This is a genomic window from Paenibacillus konkukensis, from assembly GCF_023523925.1.
In the GTDB taxonomy this organism is placed as follows: domain Bacteria; phylum Bacillota; class Bacilli; order Paenibacillales; family NBRC-103111; genus Paenibacillus_S; species Paenibacillus_S doosanensis.
In genome coordinates this window covers 4,678,088-4,697,582 of sequence record NZ_CP027059.1, presented here as the reverse complement: position 1 = coordinate 4,697,582, position 19,495 = coordinate 4,678,088, and the positions used below count along the sequence as shown (strand labels likewise).

At 54.8% G+C, this 19,495-nt stretch carries 19 protein-coding genes and 1 pseudogene; 6 read left to right on the top strand and 14 right to left on the bottom strand.

Features of this window, described 5'->3' with window-relative positions:
* The first annotated feature begins 109 nt into the window (after positions 1 to 109).
* Positions 110 to 808, top strand: coding sequence for a response regulator transcription factor (locus SK3146_RS20370; RefSeq protein ID WP_249860540.1), 699 nt, complete (start codon positions 110 to 112; stop codon positions 806 to 808).
* Positions 809 to 1,170: 362 nt separating this feature from the next.
* Here SK3146_RS20370 and SK3146_RS20365 read toward each other — a convergent pair whose 3' ends face one another.
* Together SK3146_RS20365 and rluF are read right to left on the bottom strand one after the other, a co-directional pair.
* Positions 1,171 to 2,493 carry a hemolysin family protein gene (locus SK3146_RS20365; RefSeq protein WP_249860539.1) on the bottom strand — a complete coding sequence of 441 codons (1,323 nt, stop codon included), beginning with the start codon at positions 2,491 to 2,493 and terminating at the stop codon, positions 1,171 to 1,173.
* A gap of 454 nt (positions 2,494 to 2,947) precedes the next feature.
* Positions 2,948 to 3,649, bottom strand: coding sequence for a 23S rRNA pseudouridine(2604) synthase RluF (rluF, locus tag SK3146_RS20360; protein WP_249860538.1), 702 nt, complete (start codon positions 3,647 to 3,649; stop codon positions 2,948 to 2,950).
* Positions 3,650 to 3,831: 182 nt separating this feature from the next.
* Between rluF and SK3146_RS20355 the strand changes: the two genes are divergently transcribed.
* Both SK3146_RS20355 and SK3146_RS20350 read left to right on the top strand, forming a co-directional pair.
* Positions 3,832 to 4,233: a hypothetical protein gene (locus SK3146_RS20355; RefSeq protein ID WP_249860537.1), complete on the top strand. Its 402-nt coding sequence runs from the start codon at positions 3,832 to 3,834 to the stop codon at positions 4,231 to 4,233.
* A 233-nt stretch (positions 4,234 to 4,466) separates the two neighbouring features.
* Complete coding sequence (locus SK3146_RS20350; RefSeq protein ID WP_249860536.1) at positions 4,467 to 6,662, top strand: transglycosylase domain-containing protein; 2,196 nt, start codon at positions 4,467 to 4,469, stop codon at positions 6,660 to 6,662.
* A 131-nt stretch (positions 6,663 to 6,793) separates the two neighbouring features.
* Here SK3146_RS20350 and SK3146_RS20345 read toward each other — a convergent pair whose 3' ends face one another.
* Both SK3146_RS20345 and SK3146_RS20340 read right to left on the bottom strand, forming a co-directional pair.
* The gene (locus SK3146_RS20345; protein ID WP_249860535.1) at positions 6,794 to 7,843 is read right to left on the bottom strand and encodes a hypothetical protein; all 1,050 of its coding nucleotides are present in this window, start codon (positions 7,841 to 7,843) and stop codon (positions 6,794 to 6,796) included.
* 160 nt (positions 7,844 to 8,003) lie between these two features.
* Positions 8,004 to 8,549 (bottom strand): hypothetical protein, encoded by a 546-nt coding sequence (locus SK3146_RS20340; protein ID WP_249860534.1) that lies wholly within the window; start codon positions 8,547 to 8,549, stop codon positions 8,004 to 8,006.
* A gap of 360 nt (positions 8,550 to 8,909) precedes the next feature.
* On the opposite strand from SK3146_RS20340, the gene SK3146_RS20335 reads away from it, so the two are divergent.
* Entirely contained in the window at positions 8,910 to 9,068 is a 159-nt protein-coding gene (locus SK3146_RS20335) for a hypothetical protein (protein WP_249860533.1), read from the top strand.
* Between the two features lie 264 nt (positions 9,069 to 9,332).
* On the opposite strand, the gene SK3146_RS20330 is transcribed toward SK3146_RS20335, so the two are convergent.
* From SK3146_RS20330 to SK3146_RS20305, 6 genes are all read right to left on the bottom strand, one after another.
* The gene (locus SK3146_RS20330; protein WP_249860532.1) at positions 9,333 to 9,929 is read right to left on the bottom strand and encodes a DNA-deoxyinosine glycosylase; all 597 of its coding nucleotides are present in this window, start codon (positions 9,927 to 9,929) and stop codon (positions 9,333 to 9,335) included.
* A gap of 289 nt (positions 9,930 to 10,218) precedes the next feature.
* On the bottom strand, positions 10,219 to 12,198 hold the full coding sequence (locus tag SK3146_RS20325; RefSeq protein WP_249860531.1) for a methyl-accepting chemotaxis protein: 1,980 nt from the start codon (positions 12,196 to 12,198) through the stop codon (positions 10,219 to 10,221).
* Between the two features lie 146 nt (positions 12,199 to 12,344).
* Positions 12,345 to 12,686 (bottom strand): hypothetical protein, encoded by a 342-nt coding sequence (locus SK3146_RS20320; protein ID WP_249860530.1) that lies wholly within the window; start codon positions 12,684 to 12,686, stop codon positions 12,345 to 12,347.
* 100 nt (positions 12,687 to 12,786) lie between these two features.
* Entirely contained in the window at positions 12,787 to 14,004 is a 1,218-nt protein-coding gene (locus SK3146_RS20315; protein ID WP_249860529.1) for a class I SAM-dependent methyltransferase, read from the bottom strand.
* Positions 14,005 to 14,142: 138 nt separating this feature from the next.
* A complete protein-coding gene (locus SK3146_RS20310; protein ID WP_249860528.1) occupies positions 14,143 to 14,595 on the bottom strand; it encodes a Dps family protein in 453 nt (150 codons plus the stop codon).
* Positions 14,596 to 14,638: 43 nt separating this feature from the next.
* Positions 14,639 to 14,884, bottom strand: coding sequence for a hypothetical protein (locus tag SK3146_RS20305; protein WP_249860527.1), 246 nt, complete (start codon positions 14,882 to 14,884; stop codon positions 14,639 to 14,641).
* A gap of 236 nt (positions 14,885 to 15,120) precedes the next feature.
* Between SK3146_RS20305 and SK3146_RS35300 the strand changes: the two are divergent.
* Together SK3146_RS35300 and SK3146_RS20295 are read left to right on the top strand one after the other, a co-directional pair.
* A pseudogene (locus SK3146_RS35300) lies at positions 15,121 to 15,417 on the top strand (DUF2231 domain-containing protein); the annotation flags it as partial.
* A 38-nt stretch (positions 15,418 to 15,455) separates the two neighbouring features.
* Complete coding sequence (locus SK3146_RS20295; RefSeq protein ID WP_249860525.1) at positions 15,456 to 15,659, top strand: DUF2231 domain-containing protein; 204 nt, start codon at positions 15,456 to 15,458, stop codon at positions 15,657 to 15,659.
* Positions 15,660 to 15,840: 181 nt separating this feature from the next.
* Here the strand turns inward: SK3146_RS20295 and SK3146_RS20290 are convergent, their stop codons facing one another.
* The 4 genes from SK3146_RS20290 to cls form a co-directional block, all read right to left on the bottom strand.
* Positions 15,841 to 16,128 (bottom strand): hypothetical protein, encoded by a 288-nt coding sequence (locus SK3146_RS20290; RefSeq protein ID WP_249860524.1) that lies wholly within the window; start codon positions 16,126 to 16,128, stop codon positions 15,841 to 15,843.
* Positions 16,129 to 16,209: 81 nt separating this feature from the next.
* Positions 16,210 to 17,010 carry a M48 family metallopeptidase gene (locus SK3146_RS20285; RefSeq protein ID WP_249866382.1) on the bottom strand — a complete coding sequence of 267 codons (801 nt, stop codon included), beginning with the start codon at positions 17,008 to 17,010 and terminating at the stop codon, positions 16,210 to 16,212.
* Between the two features lie 22 nt (positions 17,011 to 17,032).
* Positions 17,033 to 17,878, bottom strand: coding sequence for a DUF72 domain-containing protein (locus SK3146_RS20280; protein WP_249860523.1), 846 nt, complete (start codon positions 17,876 to 17,878; stop codon positions 17,033 to 17,035).
* Positions 17,879 to 17,947: 69 nt separating this feature from the next.
* Complete coding sequence (gene cls, locus SK3146_RS20275; protein WP_249866381.1) at positions 17,948 to 19,408, bottom strand: cardiolipin synthase; 1,461 nt, start codon at positions 19,406 to 19,408, stop codon at positions 17,948 to 17,950.
* Positions 19,409 to 19,495 lie beyond the last annotated feature (87 nt).

The following is a 19,495-nucleotide window of genomic DNA, read 5'->3' as shown; positions in this document are numbered from 1 at the left end:
TTGGAAATGGATACCACATTCTTTCTTATCTTTTTTCTCTCATCGTAACGCAATTTTTGCCATTTGGAAACTAGATTGATAGAACTTCGATTGGAGATGGGGAGAAGCAATGTCAGCGGAAAAAATTTTAATTGTCGACGACGAGCCGGAGATTATCGAGCTTATTCGACTGTACCTGGCCAAGGAAGGCTATGAAATCATAAGTACCGACAACGGGCCGAGCGCTCTGGACTATATGGAACGTTACAAACCCGACATGGTCATCCTGGACATTTTGCTTCCGGGCATGGACGGTATTGAAATTTGCAGACAAATCCGCCGCAACTATCATATTCCGATTCTGTTCATCAGCTGTAAAAGCGAAGACATGGACATCATTCTCGGCCTTAGCATCGGCGGGGACGATTACGTAACCAAGCCGTTCAGCCCCAGCCAGCTTGTAGCCCGTGTGAAGGCCCATTTGCGCCGCAAGCAGCTGCTCGACCAGCAGAAGGAGGAATCGCAGCAGCTCTCGTTCCCGGGTCTTGAGATCGATCTGATCAGCCGCAACGTCTGGGTGAACGGTTCCATCGCTCCGCTTTCCTCCAAAGAATTCGATCTGCTCGCGCTGATGGCCAAAAAGCCGAACAAAGTCGTGCCGATCGAGCAGCTGTATCAGATGGCATGGGGCGTGGACAGCAACGGGGATACCCGCACCCTGCTCGTACATATAAGCAATTTGCGCAAAAAAATCGAGCCGAACCCGACCGAACCCGTATTCGTGCAAACGGTGCGCGGAGTCGGCTATAAATTCAACAGCTGTATCTAACTATAAGACTGGGCCTATATAACTGGCTGCATTACGGTTGGCGTGAACGCCGGAAGCGGCCGGCCATAACAAATCCCCCAAAAGCCATCCATGCCGCCGACGCGGCACCACAGACAATGGAAATGGGGTACCAAGAGTAATTTCCAGGGTAGTGACGTGATGCTCTGAAGCTTATTCCGTCCGCATCCAGCCTAAGCTGGATCGACGTCTAACCATTCCTCTGGGATCGTTCCATGGGTAGACATTCCTTTCGGGGGAGCCCCCCGGATATCCGCAGGAAATGGCTGCGCATCATTTCCTTAACAATAAAAAATAAGAGCGATGTCCGTTAAGACACCGCTCTTTGGGTTTGCCGCGTTCGCTTATGCCGTTAACGTTTCCACGGCAGTCTTTCTGACGATAATCCGGGAAACCCGCAATTCATCCGTTTCTTCGACGATAAATTCATACTGATCGTTGAACGCGATCTTCTGGCCCCTCTTCGGCGGAATCTCGATGTGGGAATACACCCAGCCGCCGATCGTATCGTAATCCTCCGAATCGATATCCAGACCGAACCGGTCGTTGACTTCGTCAATCAGCATCCGGCCGTCGATAGAAAACGTTCTTTCGTCTCTTTGCTCCAAAGCCGGACGTTCATCCGTATCGAATTCGTCCTGAATCTCGCCGACGATTTCTTCGATAATATCCTCCAGCGTCACCATCCCCGAAGTACCGCCGTATTCGTCGATCAGCAGCGCGATCTGCGCTCTTTTCTTCTGCATCAGCTTCAGCAGATTGCTGATCGGCATCGATTCGGGCACCTTGGTAATGGGACGGATGATTTTACGAATGTCCGTGCTATTGGCGTTAGCCTTCAACAAATCTTTTATATGGACAAACCCGATAATGTTATCTTTATCCGGATCGCACACCGGGTAGCGTGTTCGCATCTCATCCAGCGCAATCTTCATATTTTCCTCGAACGACAACTGGACGTACAAGCAGCCCATATCGGTCCGGGGAATCATGATCTCGCGGGCGTTCGTTTCGGTAAATTCAAATATATTGTCTACCAGCGTAAGCTCGGTATTGTCGATAAGTCCGTTTTTGTGACTCTCCTTCATCAGGACGCGAATTTCTTCCTCCGTATGAGCCGAGTCATGCTCGGACCCGACTTCGATGCCGGCTTTTTTCAGCATCCAGTTGGAGATCGTATTCAGCAGCCAGTTGAAAGGGAACATCACTTTGTAAAAGACGATCATAGGTACGGCAGCCATCATCGTAATCTGTTCCGGCTTGCGGATCGCATACGTTTTCGGGAACTGCTCGCCCAAAGTGATATGAAACGTCGTAATAACGGAAAATGAGATAATGAACGAAATCGTATGAATCAACGTAGCGTTCAATCCCATATCCTTGAGCACCGGCTCAATGATTCTTGATACGGTGGGCTCGCCCACCCAACCTAAAGCTAGTGACGCTAATGTGATACCCAATTGACACGCGGACAGGTACGCATTCAAGTTGCCCGTAATTTTTTGCGCAAACTTGGCACCTGTGTTGCCGTCCTTGACCAATGTTTCAATCCTGCTGTTACGAACCTTAACCATCGCAAATTCTACTGCGACAAAAAAGCCATTCAATAAGATTAAAACAACAATCAATACAAGATTCCACAATAAAGGTAACGGGTCACTACTCAATAATTCCCTATCCCCTCGGTGAGGCGGATAGGTACACCTCCCTTAAAAATTCCGATTTTTATAATCATACTTTAGTAACACTTATATTTATTATATCGCAATTTATGACGGCATCCAAGGAACGAGTTGCCGATAAAGGACGTTATATTTAAAGATAAGAAGGATAAAGTATAGGTATACAAACTATTTTTCATTATTTTTGAGCTGTTTTGCATCGTTTTCGTCTCTAGAACACCTTCAATACCGATAATTCGGATGAATGAGACCAGGAATACGCGGTGTAGTATTGACAGACATTGTACATGACCGGGCTCCGCCGCGCAAGAGATGGGAATGAATAAATAAAGGATACTGATTATGGAAATACGAGCCGCGGCAAACCTCCCGCAGGGCGGAGGAGCAGTCTCTCCAAGTTGGGACCGTTCCTTCCTGCCCTACGCAGCCGATCGCCGGATTATTTATGCTCATGATCGATGCTGCGGAAGAGGTCGTTCAGTTCGCCTTCCGTTAAGTCGCGCCAGCGGCCCGACGCCAAGCCTCCGAGCCGAATATTCATGATGCGCACCCGCTTCAGTTTTCTCACCTCATAGCCGAAAGCGCTGCACATTCTGCGGATTTGCCGGTTTAAGCCCTGCGTAAGAATAATGCGGAACACCCGCTCCTCCTGTTTAAATACTTGACAGGGCTTGGTCACGGTACCCAGAATGCGGACGCCGCCCGCCATGCCTTGCAAAAACATCGGCGTGACCGGCTTGTCCACCGTAACGATATACTCCTTCTCATGATGGTTCTCGGCGCGAAGAATTTTATTGACAATGTCTCCGTCGTTAGTAAGTAAAATCAGCCCTTCGGAATCTTTATCCAACCGGCCGATCGGAAAAATCCGCTCCTGATGGCCTACGAAGTCGACGATGTTTCCGCGGATGTGGCGCTCGGTCGTGCTTGTAATGCCGACAGGCTTGTTAAGCGCGATATAAACTCCCCGCTTCTTATCGCTGATCGGTCTGCCGTCGACGCGCACGTCGTCGCCCTCCTCTACCTGGCTGCCGAGCTCGGCGGGCTTACCGTTGATCGTCACGCGTCCGGCTCCGACCAATTTGTCCACTTCGCGCCGGGAGCAGAAGCCGGTTTCACTAATGTATTTATTGATTCTCATCCTTCAGGTCACTCGCTTCATCAAAAGGTTGCCACCATTATATCATGTCCGGGAGGAATGGAACAAAAAGGTACCCGAAGGCTCATCGGCTATTTTCACGAAATCCCTCGTTTGGTAAAATAGTCCTATGTAAAAAGCGCAGTTTACGAAAAGCATCCTATCGAAAAAGAGGTGTATTCCATTTGCTGTCCCATCTGTCTTATCCCGCGAAAACCGTATTTTATTTCAGCCTGTATATGTTCGTGCTCAGCCTGACTTTGCTGATCGTGCCGGGCCTATTGGCTCCGCTGCTCGGATATACGGCCGAAAGCGAAATATGGATTCGCGTTATCGGCATGTTCCTGCTGTTCCTTGCGTTCGATTACTGCGCCTCCGCTCTGGCGGGAATGTACCGCTTCTTTTACCTCACCGTATATACGCGGGCCTCGATCATCGTCTTTATGACGACCTTCGTCCTGCTCGGCATGCTGAAGCCGATTTTCATCGCTCTGAGCTTGATTGACCTGGGCGGAGCCGTCTGGACCTTTACGGCGCTGCGAGCCGCCAAACGGCGCCACAACAAGCATCCTGTCCATTCCGTATAAAACGCCTGCCGGCGGAGAAGCCCGCTCTTCGGGAGGTACTCCCTCGATGGCCGGGGCCAGCTCCCGTTCTCTCGCTCCACCGCCCCTTTCTCCTCCTGCAATTTGGACGTCCGGCACCGGCATCTCCGCAGAACCTCGGAAAATAACGCCGGCGTCCGAACATTGTAGCAGTACACAGCTTCGTTCCGCCCGTACGGGCAAGCGGCAGCACAATGCACAATGAGGGGTCCTTTATGTCCAATACATCTTTATTATCTCTGCTTCGCAAACGATGGCGCCGTAAGAAGACGCAGTCCGCGGCCCGGGCCGCAGCCGGAACAGCGGCGGAAGGCAGCCCGTCCTCCGGTGCCTCGAGCGGTTCAGCCGCGGGGAAAAGAACTCGCCGAGGCCGGCTGCGAATCGTCCTCGCCACGGGTGCAGCGGTGCTAATCGCCAGCCTGGCTACCGCGGGAGCGGCGGCCGTCTGGGTCCGCGGGCTCGACATCGGCAAGCTTGAGCATCCGCTGCCCGAGCCTACGCTGATCATGGACCGCGACGGCCGGCCCGCCTCACAGCTATCCTCCTCCCGGATCGATCCGGTGCCGCTCGAACAAATTCCGGCCGATCTGCGCAATGCAGTCATCGCCGTCGAGGACCGGCGGTTTTACGAGCACGCCGGTATCGACCTGTGGTCGACGGCCCGAGCGCTGCTGCGCGACCTGAAGTCGGGCGAGCTCAAGGAAGGCGGCAGCACCTTGACGCAGCAGCTTGCCAAAAACCTGTTTCTGCAGTCGGATAAAACGTTGAGCCGCAAGCTGAAGGAAGCCGGCTATGCGCTCAAGATCAACGCCACTTACAGCAAGGATGAAATTCTTGAGCTTTATTTGAACAGCGTGTATTTCGGCGAAGGCCGATGGGGCGTCGAAGGGGCGGCCGAAGAATATTTCGCCAAGCCGGCGCAGCAGCTGACGCTGGAGGAATCGGCGCTCATCGCGGCTCTGCCGAAAGCTCCTTCCGTTTATTCGCCGCTGCAGCATATGGATAAAGCGCTGGAACGCCGCAATCTCGTGCTGTCGCTGATGAAGGAACAGCATTTCATCAGCGATGCCGCCTACGATCAGGCCGTTTCCAAGCCGATCGTCCTCAAGCAGCGTAACGAAGAAGAATCGTTAAAGGGCAAATATCCTTCGTACGTCGATTACGTCATTCAGGAAGCCGCCGATTTGTACGGCTTTACCGAGGAGCAGATCTTAACGGCAGGGCTGCGCATCTATACCGAGCTGGACCCGAAGGTGCAGCAGGCTGCGCAGGACGTATACTCCGATGACGCCTTGTTCCCCGAGAGCCGGCCTGACCAGCTCATCCAAAGCGGAACCGTCCTCCTCGATCAAACGACCGGCGGCATCCGCGCTCTCGTCGGCGCTCGCGGGACGCAGGTATACCGCGGCTTCAATCATGCGACCCAGCTGAAGCGCCAGCCCGGCTCGTCGTTCAAGCCGCTTGTCGTATACGGGCCGGCGCTGGAGCGCGGGTACAAGCCGAGCTCGCCGCTGTACGACGGCGAGCTCGACATCGCGGGTTACCGTCCCCGGGATTGGGACGGTCAGACCCGCGGACAGGTCACGCTGCGCGAGGCGATCATGCGCTCCTGGAACATCCCCGCGGTCTGGCTGCTTAACGAGATCGGCATCGACGCCGGCGTCGACTTCGCGCGGCGGTCGGGCATCGAGCTCGGCGCGGCCGACCGCAGTCTGAGCATCGCCCTCGGCGGCCTGTCCGAGGGCGTCTCCCCGCTTGAGATGGCGCAGGCCTTCGGCGCCATCGCCAATCTCGGCGTGCGGCAGCAGGCGCACGCCATCGTGAAGGTAACGACCAAGGAGGGTCTCCCCTTGGTCGAGGCCAAGGCCCAGCCGGCGCAGGTGACGACGCAGGCCGTGGCCTATACCCTGACTTTACTGCTGCAGGACGCAGTAAAGTCAGGGACCGGGCAGGCCGCTAAGCTGGAGCGGCCGATCGCAGGCAAGACCGGCACGACGCAGCTGCCGGGCACCGCGGAGTTCGCGGATATCGGCGCGAACGGCATTAAGGACGCCTGGTTCGTCGGCTACACGCCCGAACTGACGGCGGCGGTCTGGATCGGTTACGACCAGACCGACAAGAACCATTATTTGACGACAGGCGGAGCCGCGCCTGCCGGGCTGTTCAAGGAAATCATGAGCCGGGCGCTGCAAGGCGTACCGTCCGCGCCATTCACCGTACCTCCCGATTATGAGCCCGAACCGGAGCTTGAACCTCAGTCTGAGCCGAAGTCCGGTCCGCAGCCCAATGTCCGCTCGTCCTGGGAGCAAACGCTTCGGGAGAAGCTGGGCTTGGGGAAACGGGAAGCTAAGGATACGCCTGGAAATTCCCGCGGATCGTCCAAAGGAAAAAACAAGCCGAAGGAGCATTGACGCCTTCCGCAGCCATACGAGAACAGCCCTGTCCGCCGCCCAATCGGGCGTTATGGACAGGGCCGTTCTATTTATACCGCCTGCACGCAGTTTTGTTTACCAGTATTTGGATTTCTAGTCCGGGCCGCCCGTCAATCATCGCGCGCCCCGTACTTCCCCTTGCCATAATCGTTCGCTTTCTCTTTATTCTTATCGTAACCTTTAACCTTGCCTCCAGGGGTCGTCCCAGGCGGATTTGAATCTGCGGGCTTTTTTTCGGGCCATTTGACGTCAACCTTCCAATCGGCCGGCACGCTCTTTAACCGGAATTCCGAAGCGATCTTTTGCTTTAACGCTTGTTCAAACGATTTCGGCTCCATCGGAAGCCCCTGCATAAGCGTACGGATAAAAGAGTCCGCTTCGTTTCCGTCCAGATGAATGACGGAGCGATCGTCCGTCTTCAAATACAGCTCGCTTTTTCCCTTGGAGGAAGCTCCCTGCTTACCCGGCTCCTGCTTCACCTTCAGTTCGAAGCCGCGGCTCTTCCAATCGAAGCTCAGCTTCTCCCAGCCGCCCGCATTCGCGGAAACCGGCGGAGATGCCGACGCTCCGGCCCCGGAAGCCGCGTCTCCTCTCGGCTGCTGACCGGAGTCAACCGGGCTGCCGGCAATCCCCGCTGCCGGCGCCTCGTCCGCCCGGAACGATCCTTGCGGCAGCTCCGGACCGATCAGCTTCTGATCGCCGGTCGCCGAATCCATCGGCGCTTTCTGAGCCGATGGGGCCGATAGCGACGCTTCTGCCTGCGAAGCCGCCGCTTCTTCTCTTTCCCGTGCAGGCGCCCCGGAGGCTTCGGGCGCTTCGGACGCAGCCGATGAGGCTTGTCCCGTGCTTGCGGCTTTTATATACGCGACCTGATGCTTGCTGTTCAGGATAACATCCAGCGTATCGCCGCTTTGCAAATCGCCTGTACCCGACTTTTGATTATCGCGGTATACCCACACGGTTGACGAAACCGGATAAACCTCCTGCTGGCCGTCAACAGTCATAACGATCTTCTTCCCGTCGTCATCCATCCGCACGAACTGCCCCGCGGCTTCCTGAGAAATTTCCGCCGACGCTTGGTCGTCTCCATAGCCGAAAACGCCATAGGAAACCAGCCCGATACATATGCAGCCGATGATGATCCATGCGATTGTTCTCATAGTCCCCTCCTGCACTCTTTGTCTTTCTGTAGGTTACTATAAGCTTCGCAACCGGACGGCCGTTTTGGGTCCTTGAGATATCCGAATTCAACCGCGCTGGATCTCGGCCGGCGATACTTCCGTTCCGGGTTCATCCGCAGCACGCCTTGCAACCGGCGGCTTATTCAACCGCATCCCATCTTCCGGCAGCCTCCCTGAGCCGGGGATGAAGCTCTTGCGGCGTCTGCCCCGCCGACTTCAGATCGATCCAAAGCCGCAGTTTTTTAATCCACTCCTTAAACGATTCGAAGGACGCGAGCTTGCTCGCCATTTCCGCCGTAACCCAAACAAAATGAGGAGAAGCGTATTTCTCCGCCAGGTAGCGGAAGGCGGTGTCGGCCGGAGTATATTTTTTGCGCTTGCTTTCGAAACGGTCCAGGACGATATCGACCGGACTTTCCGTCCGCTCTATAAGCAGCTCAAGCTCCTCGGCTCTGCGGTACCACGGGGCCGTATCGCGGTATCCCATCCTTTTTAACGTCTCTTCATGCAGCGGATAAAATACAAGCTTAGTTACTTGTTTGTGCTCGGCCATTCCGATCAGCCTTGCAAGCTGCTCCGCTCCGAATGCTTCGAAGCTGTCGTATACCCATACGGTGCCTCTCGCCTTTTTGCGTACATCTTCCTCCACATAACCGAAAGGTACTTTACCCGTCTGTCGAGCCATATCTCCATCTCCCAGCATCGGTCATTTTTACTCTTAAAACCTGCGTTTGAAAAAACTTCGCTAAGCAAAAAACGTCTATAGAAAGTTGGCATATCCCTTTGTTCCCGGGGTTTCAAGAAATCGGGGGAGGGCCGAGACTAGAGGACGTTTTCACATGCGCAGTGATCGTTTTCCGCTACACTTTAGTATACCAACAGCGTTTCTAAACATGCCGATGCGGCCACGAAGAATAAATGTGCACCGTCAAGGCAAGTTTAAGAACAGACGCCGCTTCGCATCCTGTAATGCCGTCGGCAGCGGGCGCGGACGACCGAGGCAACCGCTATTGTCAGTTCAATAGAAAAAGGAGTTGTGGCAATCATGTCCGAAAACAAAAAGCATCAAGGCAATTACGAAGGAACCGCTTCGATGAAAGCGGAAAATCAGGATATGGAGTTCGTTAACGATACCGTCGAAGGCGTAAAAACGACCAAAAATTTGAACGGGGCCATTAGAACAAATCCCCCAAAAGTGACGTGATGCTCTGAAGCTTATTCCGATTACTTTCGGGGGAGCCCCCGGATATCCACAGGATATTGCTGCGCATAATTTCCTAAACAACGAAAAAGAAGCCGTAACACGGCTTCTTGCCGCAGCAATCAGAGAGAGATCGCTGCATCGCTGCGCTTATGCAAAAATGACCCCTTCGCCGCGGCCATGAGGTATCCAGTGAAGCGATGCAAAGCGTTATTGCATAAAGAGGGCCTTATCGGCCCTCTTTGTCGTTCCGGCAGGCGCCGATGCTTAGCGTTCGCCGTCGGCGTCATCCGTTCTTCCCTGCGGCATCTCGGACCGCCCGGCATCGCGCAGCTGCCGCCAAGCGGCAAGCTTCTCATCGAACCGAACCGTATGAGCCGGGCTGGAGGAAGGCAGTACCGCGCAGCGAATCCGATCGCCGAGCCCCTGTTCCTTGAGGCGAGGAGCTACCTGTTTGTGAAACAGCTCGCCCGCCGCCTTTCCGTTAAAGAACACCCTGTCGATCGCCGGGTACGCCCGGAAAAATGAGGGAAAATCATTTGCTTCCGGTCTGCGGATATCGGTATCCAGACTTCCTTTCCGTTCGCAAGCCTCCAGCACGTCCCACAAGGCAATGCCGTGGGACAGAGCGAAGCTCAACCGCTGGCCGTAGCTGTCATCCGGCTCCGGATACTCCGAGCCATTCAAGCCGTCCCCGGCTTCGAACACCGCATAGAGCAGCCGCCAGAAATGGTTGCGGGGATGGCCGTAATATTGCTGCTTGGCAAGCGATGCCGCTCCGGGCATCGAGCCGAGCACCAGCGTCCTGCATGCAACGCCCGCTACAGGCGGCAGTCCTTGCAATTTCTCTCGCTCCGTACTCAACGTAACTCCCCCTCACCTCTTCCGTTATTGCGGCGGAGGGTTCGCAGTCGCCCGTATCCGCCATTAAACGGATGTCATCCCAGCGACAACGATAACCCCCGCGCTTCCCGAGCGGTCTATTCTCGAACCTTCCCGTCCTTCCCGGTTTGATCTCTTGCTTTACAAGCCGACTCAGCAGCACTTCGCAAACCAGTTGAAGCTGAGTCCCGTAATCGGCCCGAGACCGATCAACGCGGCGAGGGTCCAGCCGTTTCGCCGGGCCGAAGGAAGGCGCCCGAACGGGCACCGGTCAAACCTTGAACCTGCCCACCGTTTCCTGTAATTGCCGTCCCGCCTCGCCAAGCTTGTCCGATTGCTCCCGGGTCGCCTCCGATTCCCGCAGCTGCTGCTGCGAAGCGGCCGCCACCTTCCGGGAGTGATCGGATGCCGATCCGGCAATCCGTGCCATCTCTTCGATGCCGGCGGTCACTTCCTCCGTGCTTGCCGTCATCTGCTCCGCCGCAGCCGACGCTTCCTCCATCTGCTCGGAAATACGGTGAATCCTTTCGCTCATCTGGCCCAAGACATCGCGTACATGTCCTACCTGGCGAACGCTAAGATCGGCTTCGCGCCCGCCTAGCTCCATCGCTTCGACGGCCTCCCTCATCGAAGCCTGCAGTCCGTCGACCCGCTCATGAATGCTCGTGGCGGAAGCCTCCGATTGATCCGCCAGCTTCCGCACTTCGCTTGCCACTACGGCGAAGCCTTTGCCGTGCTCCCCGGCTCTTGCCGCTTCAATCGCGGCATTCAGTGCAAGCAGCCCCGTTTGCGCGGCGATGCCGGAAATGACATGCGCCATATCCCCGACCGTCTGCATGCCCTCATCGAGCTTGCGGATCGCCTCTCCGACCTTGCGGGCGGCCTCGCTCATCGTCCCCATCTGGTGCATAGCGTGCTCCGCGGCGCCGCTCCCCTGCTCGGCTTCTTGCACAAGCTGCTGCGTCGCTTCCGATACGCGCGCCGAGGCTTCGGCGATACGCTGAATTCCCGCGGCCATTTCCTCCATCGCCTTGGCGCTGTCCTCCGCTCCGATAGCCTGACTCTCGGCTCCCGCAGCCATCTCTCCCACTGTCCGGGATATGTCGGAGGCCATTGCAGTCGACTGGGAGGCGCTCTCGGTCAGCATCCCGGAGATACCGCCGATTCGGTCGGACATGTCCCGTACGGTACCGATCATCGTATGCAAATGAACGATGAACCGGTTCACCTCGGCGGCCAGCATAGCCATCTCGTCATTTCCTTTCACCGGAATGCGGTATGTCAAGTCGGCTTCATGCGAGTTCAAATTCGCAGCCGCCTTGAGCACGGATTGCAGCCTGCGGGCAACGATGAACCGCGACAATAGGAACAGCAGAACTAGAATGGCGGCGTACAGGGCTGCGAACGCCCCGCCCATTAGCGTACGCTGCTTCGCAACCAAAGCGTCCGAGCCCTCTTTGGATAAAGCGACCCTAACTCCGCCCCAATGCTTGCCGTCGATCACAAGCGGATAGGAGATATTCCACGTTTCGACCACTTTTCCGCCCATATTGCGGGGATACTTTTGCAGCAGAGCTTTGGACGTATCCTGGCTTGCCGCCGAATTGTAGCCGGTTTCGTCATTGAATACCCGATTGGCGCGATACTGCTGGCTCAGCAGTCCGGAGGCGCCCCATTCGTCCTCGGAGTTCTCTCCCTGCAGGCTGTATTTGCTGTTATGGGTAGCTATGTAGCCGGCAAAATCCGGATTGCTCGAATTCATCGCCGGGACGGCGAACAACACATTATCGTCGGTCAGAAAGCTGTCGATGACCGCCTGCCAGCGATCGTCGGTATAATCGTCGAAAGCGCTTATATATTTGAGCTCATATTGGGAAAGCGGGATGGACCGGCCATCATACAGCTTCTGCGTCTCTTCCGCATAGCCGCCGCTCTTGGAGCGCTTCTTGGCCTCCTCCTCGCTTTCCGGTACAACCTGCAGCCGATCGTCGAACAAACGCTGCTTCAGTTCCTCTCCGGACAGCCGGGTACCGTTTTTCATCACGATTCCGTTGCGGATATCGTCTTCGGTAATGCTTTGCAGCGTTTTGGACAGTGCAATGGCCAGGCTGCTTCCTTTATCCAACAGCTGAGCCTCTGCATCCCTGCTAATTTCGTGCCATTCCACAGCATAAATGCCGCTCATGAGCAATAATAAAATAACGCCGGTATACATCATAAATTTTCCCGTTAAAGATGAGAACCAGTTCATCGTAAGAGCCCCCCGTTTCCTGACAAAACATACCACCCATTATACAATGTTTTTAGGAAAATAGGCCTAGTATCAACTGGACAAATATGACATTTCATGTAACAATTCGACAATTCGCTCCGGCGTTTCTTTTGTGCTCCAACCGATTACAGCCACTTTGAAACTAAAGCGCTTAGCAGCATCAGAACGATAATGATGGCCAGCACGACGAAGAAGGCCTTGAAATATCCGGCCCAAAAGGAAGGCTCCCTGCCCGCGGCGCCGTCTCGCTCGATCCACTCCCGCAGCCACAATACCGCCGCAGTGCCAAGGGAACAACCGGCTGCATACCGCAGCAGCTTGAGAATATAATCCCTCATCGGCAAATCCCGGCTCGCAATCACGTTCCCCGCCTGACGAACCGTCTCTTTGTCGGAGCAAAACAGCAGCGCCAGCAACAAGCCGATAACAAAGCCGTACAGGCCTCCTTTAACCAGCTTCTTCTCCATTTCCGGCTCCCTCCTTGTTTACAAAGGTCTATGTGAAAGACGCCGACTGCGCCTGCAAAAACGTTCTCCGCTCGCAGCTGCAGCCGGGCTTCCGGGATGGTTAACCTCTTCCGGCCGCCGAAGCCGGGGCATATGCTTCCAGCAGCGGCTGAAGCTCTTTATGCAGCGCCCGCTCCAAATACGGATCGGCATGCAGAAACCTGCGAAACTCTACGTAGCTGCCGACAAGGGCGGCAAGCTCTGCGGGGGCGGGGCGTTTACCTTTAACGGCGCGGATCAGCACATTTTTGGGCGTATGCTCCATATCGATAAATTCCAGCAGCTGCGTCTTGTAACCCATAATATCGAGCAGCTTGGAGCGGAGCGCATCGGTCGCCAGCGCCGAGAAGCGCTCCTTCAGGATGCCGTGCTCAAGCAGCGGTCCGAGCACTTCGCTTTCGACCTGACGGAACAGCTCGTGCTGACAGCACGGCACCGACAAAATCACGTCCGCCCGCCAGCGGATTGCCTTCTCTAAAGCGGCGTCCGTAGCCGTATCGCAGGCGTGGAGCGTCACGACCATGTCTACGCGTTCCAAGCCTTCATATTGCGCGATATCGCCGACGAGAAACTGCAGCCGGTCGTAGCCGAACTTCTCCGCCAGCCCGGCGCAATGCGAGATGACGTCTTCTTTCAGATCCAGTCCGATGACCTGAATGTCCAATCCTTGAACTACCTGCAAATAGTAATACAAGGCGAAGGTCAAATAAGACTTTCCGCACCCGAAATCGACAATATGAAGCGTTCTGTCCTTGGCTAAATGAGGAACGACATCGGCGATCATTTCAACGAACCGGTTGATCTGACGAAACTTATCGTATTTTTTGGCCAGCACTTTGCCCTCGGCATTCATAATGCCCAGTTCGACCAAGAAAGGAACAGGCTTCCCTTCTTCCAGCACATAATTTTTTTTGCGGTTATGGTCCAGCTGCACCGCCGCTTTCTTCGTCGGAGGCTTCTTCAGAATGCCGGCCTTTCCTTTCTTGCTGATCAGCACCTGATAGTCCGCTTCCGCCGCTTGAAGCAGCGCCTGCCGGAATGTCTCCCCCAGCAAAGCTTCCATCTTCTCCGCGGCTTCCTCCGGTCTTACATTATCGTGGAGCACCTTCTTGCCGACAAAGGAGCTGAATTGATAGAACAATCCCCCCTTTAGTTCCACCGGCTTCACGGTTACTTTGGCGCACCCGTCTTGCTCGCGTTTCCTTGGCTGGCTGAACGTGCCCTGAATAAGGGCGCGGCTCTCGGCAAGCTCTTGCAATAATGAAGCTATCGATTCCATGATGATTCATTCTCCGTTCTTCTGTTCTTATCCCGTCTTCCTTATTATACCTAAACGCCCCTTGGGAAAGCGAGCCGCGGCATTTCCGCGGAACAATTAAAAAACGCCCGCCGAAAGCGAGCGCCGTCATATTGTCGATTATGAACCCAAAAACGATTTCAGCATCCAGGTGTGCTTCTCCAGACTCGATTTGATCCCGAGAAGCATATCGGAAGTCGACTCATCCCCGGACTGCTCAGCGGCTTCCATACCCTCCTGCAGCTCTTTATTGATCGTGTTGAAATCCTCGATTAAATGCCGGACCATCTCCTCGGCCTTCTCCCGGCCGACGGCTTCCTTGATGGAAGCTTCCTGCACCATTTGCTGCATCGTAGCGACCGGGCTGCCTCCCAACGTAAGCAGCCTTTCGGCGATTGCGTCCAGATGCAGCGTAGCCTCGTCATACAGCTCTTCGAATTTGACATGCAGCGTAAAAAATTGCTGTCCCTTCACATACCAGTGATAGTTATGCAGCTTAATATAGAGCACGCCGAAATTGGCCACCTGCTTATTTAACACCTTTTCAACCGACACCGTAGTTGCTGTCGCCATAATTATTCACGCTCCTGTCTGTAATAATTGATCTTAAGCCCATTTATTTGTCGCCGCGGTCGATATGCAGTCTGGGTTTGGTATTGCCGCTCGTATCTTTATACATTTCCTGTTCCTGGCTTTCGAGAGGAAAGCTTGTCAGCTCCCATTCGGTTTGGCCCATGACCGGATCGAAAGGAAATTCGTCGCCGCGCTTCAGCGTTTCTTCCCGTCCCCATTCGTTTTCGTAAATTCCGTCCGTTTCAACCTCTTCGCCGGATACCGGCTTCATGCTTTTATCATCAGCCATAGTTGACAATACCCTCCTTAAGTTGTCGAACTCGGACGTTATTATGCCCTTATTGCCGGTGAAGTATGTTGGAGGTTCAGTGAAGAACAACGGGAGAAAAACAAATTTTAAGCATACTTTAAGGCTGCGCGAGGCGCTGTTCTGATAAAATGAAGACAACACTACGTCATGTAGTGAGTAAAAGCCTCAATAGAACTACATAATGTAGTGTAAAAAGTTCAAAAAAAGCGAGTGTGATGCTCCGTTCGTTGAAATTTTGCCGAGATCTGTTTAGATGTATGAAAAAAGAAAGGAAGAACCGCATGGATTATATCGTGAAAAATTTGCATTTTATTTTGATTCATATTCCGCTCTCAATGCTCATTTTCAGCTTCATCTTCGATCTGCTCGCTTGGACCTTGAACAAACGCGAATGGCACACGGCGGCGGCGCTCTGCCTGTTTGCAGGCACGCTAGGGGCCGTGGCATCCGTGCTGACCGGCCCTTCCATGCCGAATCCGGCCGTCCAAAAGCATGCCTTGTACGGCCAGCTGTCGATGGCGCTGTTTATCGTTCTGTCGCTCGTACGTCTGTGGTTCATATGGAAAAAGAAAACGGCAGGAATCCCGCTTATTTGGCAGCCGCATTGGTGGGCGTTTTACTCATTACCTACACGGGGCATTTGGGCGGGCAGATGGTGCATAAGGAGAAAGGCCCCGGCATGCAGCGGCCTAACGGGCTGCCTGCATCGCAGAGCGGAACGCCTCCCGAAGGCGGCGGCAGAACGCAGCCTTAAGCCCCCGCCTGCCGCCAGGGGCTCATCCGAAAGGCAAAGCCTTCGCCTATGTCCGGTATGAAGCGCACAGAGCGGCATCTGGGCTTTCCGGCAACGGAACCGGCAAAAAAAAGACCCGGAAAGCCGGATGACTCCGGTGATCCAGGTCTAATGCTTATCGTGATTTGCGGCGCAAGCCGGTTTATCTCGTTTCCGTTTCTTCCGGGCTCTCCATAGGCGCCAGGCTTTGCAGCGCCGCCCGGTCTTCCGCCAAATCGGCGCGCGCTTCCTCGACCGCCTGCCGGTTTTGGCTTAAGCCCGCCTGATCCACTGCGCGCTCCCCGCGCTCGACTGCGGTCTCCGCCTGCTCGATCAGCTGCGCGCTCGGATGGCTCTGAGCCTGCTTGACGGCATGATGCGCCGTATGAACGGAGTTCTGTGCCTGCGAGATCGGATTTTGCGATTGCAAGCTGGAATCATGTCGTGCCATATAAGAAACGCCTCCCTTGATATAAACTTCATTCCCTGCTTACTATGGAACAAAGGGAGGCCTTTTATGCCACCTGATTTGTTATAAAGCAGCGGTTCGATCCTCCGTTTCAAACCGGCTCGTCTCATAGCCGAGCAGCTGCGGGTAGGCATGAAACCGCCAAATTTCATTGATTCGCTTCGGAAGCGGCGGATGGGTGGATAACCATTCGTACCACGCGACGAAAAAACCTCGCTCATTGCGGCTTTGCTCGACATATTCGCCGATATTGACGCGCGCAAACAGCTGCTTGCCGACGGCAAGCACCGTAAGAGCACGAACGGCCGCCGCGGCGTTGCCGGTGTAAGCCGTCGCGATCCGGTCGCAAGTATACTCGCAGCAGCGCGAGTAGGCGTTGCCGAGAAACGGAATCCACAGCGCCGGCCAAATCCATACGTGCTTACGGATATGGTTGCGCTGAATATGCGCCAGCTCATGCGCGACCACAAAGCTCAGCTCCTCGTCGCTCCCCTGCTCGACCAGTTCGAAAATATCGGAGTATAGAACGACGAAATTCCGTCCCATGAACCGGGTAGCGAAAGCGTTCAGAATGCCCCCCGACTGGACGATGAACACATCGGGCACCTTTGCGATCTCCATATGGACGCACAGCTCCTGCACTTTTTCGTAAACGACCGGAAATTGCTGTGCGGACAGCTTCACCCCCGAGCTGCGGATGCCCGCTACGGCAAGCCCGTGAAAAATAACGGAAATCACGACTCCCAGAATAATATAAAAAATACCGATCACCGAAAAAATCAAGCTTACATAGATCAGCGAACTGATCACCGCACAAATAATAAATAAAGCCGTCTCATTTTCATGTACCAAACGGTGGTTCATGATCAATCAATCACGCCTCCTGTCAAAATAAATCAAGCTGCTTCGGGGAAAAGCCTTCAGGCTGCATGCCGAGCATCTCCATCAACTGCTTGGCGTTCGCCGCAGCATCCCCGCCCGAGTTGTTATTGAATATGACGCACAGCTCCTTCGTCTGCTCCTGCAGGTGCAATAAACGCCGTTTCCACTCCGAAAGCTCCTCGCTGTTATACCGGTACAAATACCGCACTTCCCTCCAGTTAGGCGCTCCTCCCTGATTCCAGCCTTGCTGATTGCGGCCGTGCATGCGAACAATAGTCAGCTCGCGGCTTGTCGGATGCGGCACGATCGGCACCGATCCCTCTCCCGCCTGCGGCTCGTCGCAGATGCTGTGAATCCAGCCTTCCTTCATCATAAAGTTCAGCGTCCGCTCCCTCATATCGGCGGTAAACCAGCTCTGATGCCGGAACTCCAGCGCAAGCGGGATCGATCCCATGCGTTCCCTCGCCTCGCGCAGCAAATCGACATGGATTCGCGTGCAGTCGAACCAGGGCGGGTACTGGAATAACACCGCTTTGAGCTTGCCCGCGGCCTGCACCGGGCGAATCGATTCGCAGAACGAGCGGAACATCGCTTCCTCGGAATCGAACGGATTTTTTCCCCGAAGATGGCCGGTCATGCCTTGATACGCCTTGACGATGAAACTGAAGCCGTCCGGCGTTTCTTGAACCCATCTCTCGTACGTGGTCTCCGCCTGCACCGCATAAAAGGAGCTGTCCACCTCGACGATAGGAAAATGCCTGCCGTATACTTTCAATTTGTCCCGTGCCGGGGTCCCTTGCATATACAGGTCGTCGTGATCCCCCCAGCCGGCGAGCCCGATCTGTATCATAGAAGTCACCTCTTGTTTCGGCTTGCTCGTCCGAATTTCATTGTATAATGGAAACCATTCCCTTTTCAATCATAAAATCGGAGACAACAGCCGCGCCACCGATTCGGCGGCCCGCTTCAGCGCCGGCCGATTATCGTAATGCTCCAGCGTCAGCAGCTGGCAGTGAAGGATATCGCGTTCGAAAATATGCTCGAGCCGCGAAGCGACGTCCGCATCGAATAAAAATGCATTGATCTCGAAATTCAGTTCAAGGCTCCGGCGGTCCATATTGGCCGTCCCTACGGACGCGGCCTGCCCGTCCACCACCATCGTTTTGGCATGCAAAAAACCGTTATCGTATAAATAACAGTTCGCCCCCGCGCGCAGCAGCTCCCCCAGATAAGCGAAGGAGGCCCATTGCACGAAGCGGTGATCGCTCTTCCTAGGAATCATGATCCGTACGTCGATGCCGGATAGCGCAGCAATCTTCAGCGCATTCAGCAAGCTGTCGTCGGGGATAAAATAAGGCGTCTGAATGTAAATGCGCCTCTGGGCTTCAAATATAAATTTGATAAACCCGTTCTTGATTTGCTGCCTGGCCGAATGAGGGCCGCTCGCTACGATTTGCACGGCGGTCTTGGCATTCCCTTGAGTTTCCGGAAACATCCCCTTCTCCACCATCGAGTCCTGATTCGAGGCGATGCCCCAATCGAGCAGAAACTGGATTTGCAAACGGTGAACGGCGTCCCCCTGCAGCTTCAGATGCGTGTCCCGCCAGTAGCCGATGCTGCGGTCTAAACCCAAGTACTCATTCCCGATGTTAAAACCGCCGATAAATCCGCTCCTCCCGTCGATGACAGCGATCTTCCGGTGGTTGCGATAATTCAGCCGAAAGTTCAAATAAGGAATTTTGGCCGGAAAGAAGGGAAACACTTCTCCGCCCGCAGCCCGCAGCTCATCGAACATGCTCCGCTTCACTCCGAGCGATCCGATATCGTCGTACAGCAGCTTGACCTGCACGCCTTCCTTCGCCTTGGCCGTCAGCGCCGCCACCAGTCTGCCGCCCGTTTCGTCGCTGCCGATCTTGTAATACAGCAGATGAATATGCAGCCGCGCGCCGGCAATCTCCTGAATAAGCGCCTCGAATTTCTCGACGCCGTCGGTATACAGCGTCACCTCATTGTTCTGCGTCAGCGGAGAAAACCCGTTCATTAAATTCATGTAGATCAGCCTTCGGTGATCTCGAACGGCCGGATCGTTATAGGCAAACGTATTGCGCTGCAAGCTCTGCGCCTGCTCCCGCATCTCCTCGCGAACCGTCTGCTCTATTCGCGGACGTATGCGGTATACCTTCTGTCTGGCTAAATTTTGCCCGAGGAAAATATACAACAAAAAACCGGCGACCGGCAGCAAAAGCAGCACCATCAGCCAAGCCCATGTAACTCCCACATTGCGCCGTTCCAAAAAAATGATCGCCGCCGCGAACAGCAAATTAATTAGCGGCAGCCAATCGTTCAGCGCCTTCCATAGGCCCGCCGTCCATACATGCATCGTGTTCACCCCGGGTTGCTTTTGTTATCATGCAGCCACCTCTTCTTCATATACTCTTGTTCACTGATGTACCCGCTGCCGCGAACG

Bases quoted from the DNA above. Each gene is read 5' to 3' on its own strand.
- SK3146_RS20335 (WP_249860533.1), top strand. From the start codon at position 8,910: ATGTCCGAAAACAAAAAGCATCAAGGCAATTACGAAGGAACCGCTTCG.
- SK3146_RS20315 (WP_249860529.1), bottom strand. From the start codon at position 14,004: ATGGAATCGATAGCTTCATTATTGCAAGAGCTTGCCGAGAGCCGCGCC.
- SK3146_RS20325 (WP_249860531.1), bottom strand. From the start codon at position 12,198: ATGAACTGGTTCTCATCTTTAACGGGAAAATTTATGATGTATACCGGC.
- SK3146_RS20285 (WP_249866382.1), bottom strand. From the start codon at position 17,010: ATGAACCACCGTTTGGTACATGAAAATGAGACGGCTTTATTTATTATT.
- SK3146_RS20305 (WP_249860527.1), bottom strand. From the start codon at position 14,884: ATGGCTGATGATAAAAGCATGAAGCCGGTATCCGGCGAAGAGGTTGAA.
- rluF (WP_249860538.1), bottom strand. From the start codon at position 3,649: ATGAGAATCAATAAATACATTAGTGAAACCGGCTTCTGCTCCCGGCGC.
- SK3146_RS20370 (WP_249860540.1), top strand. From the start codon at position 110: ATGTCAGCGGAAAAAATTTTAATTGTCGACGACGAGCCGGAGATTATC.
- SK3146_RS20320 (WP_249860530.1), bottom strand. From the start codon at position 12,686: ATGGAGAAGAAGCTGGTTAAAGGAGGCCTGTACGGCTTTGTTATCGGC.
- SK3146_RS20340 (WP_249860534.1), bottom strand. From the start codon at position 8,549: ATGGCTCGACAGACGGGTAAAGTACCTTTCGGTTATGTGGAGGAAGAT.
- SK3146_RS20350 (WP_249860536.1), top strand. From the start codon at position 4,467: ATGTCCAATACATCTTTATTATCTCTGCTTCGCAAACGATGGCGCCGT.
- SK3146_RS20310 (WP_249860528.1), bottom strand. From the start codon at position 14,595: ATGGCGACAGCAACTACGGTGTCGGTTGAAAAGGTGTTAAATAAGCAG.
- cls (WP_249866381.1), bottom strand. From the start codon at position 19,408: ATGCATGTATGGACGGCGGGCCTATGGAAGGCGCTGAACGATTGGCTG.
- SK3146_RS20280 (WP_249860523.1), bottom strand. From the start codon at position 17,878: ATGATACAGATCGGGCTCGCCGGCTGGGGGGATCACGACGACCTGTAT.
- SK3146_RS20290 (WP_249860524.1), bottom strand. From the start codon at position 16,128: ATGGCACGACATGATTCCAGCTTGCAATCGCAAAATCCGATCTCGCAG.
- SK3146_RS20345 (WP_249860535.1), bottom strand. From the start codon at position 7,843: ATGAGAACAATCGCATGGATCATCATCGGCTGCATATGTATCGGGCTG.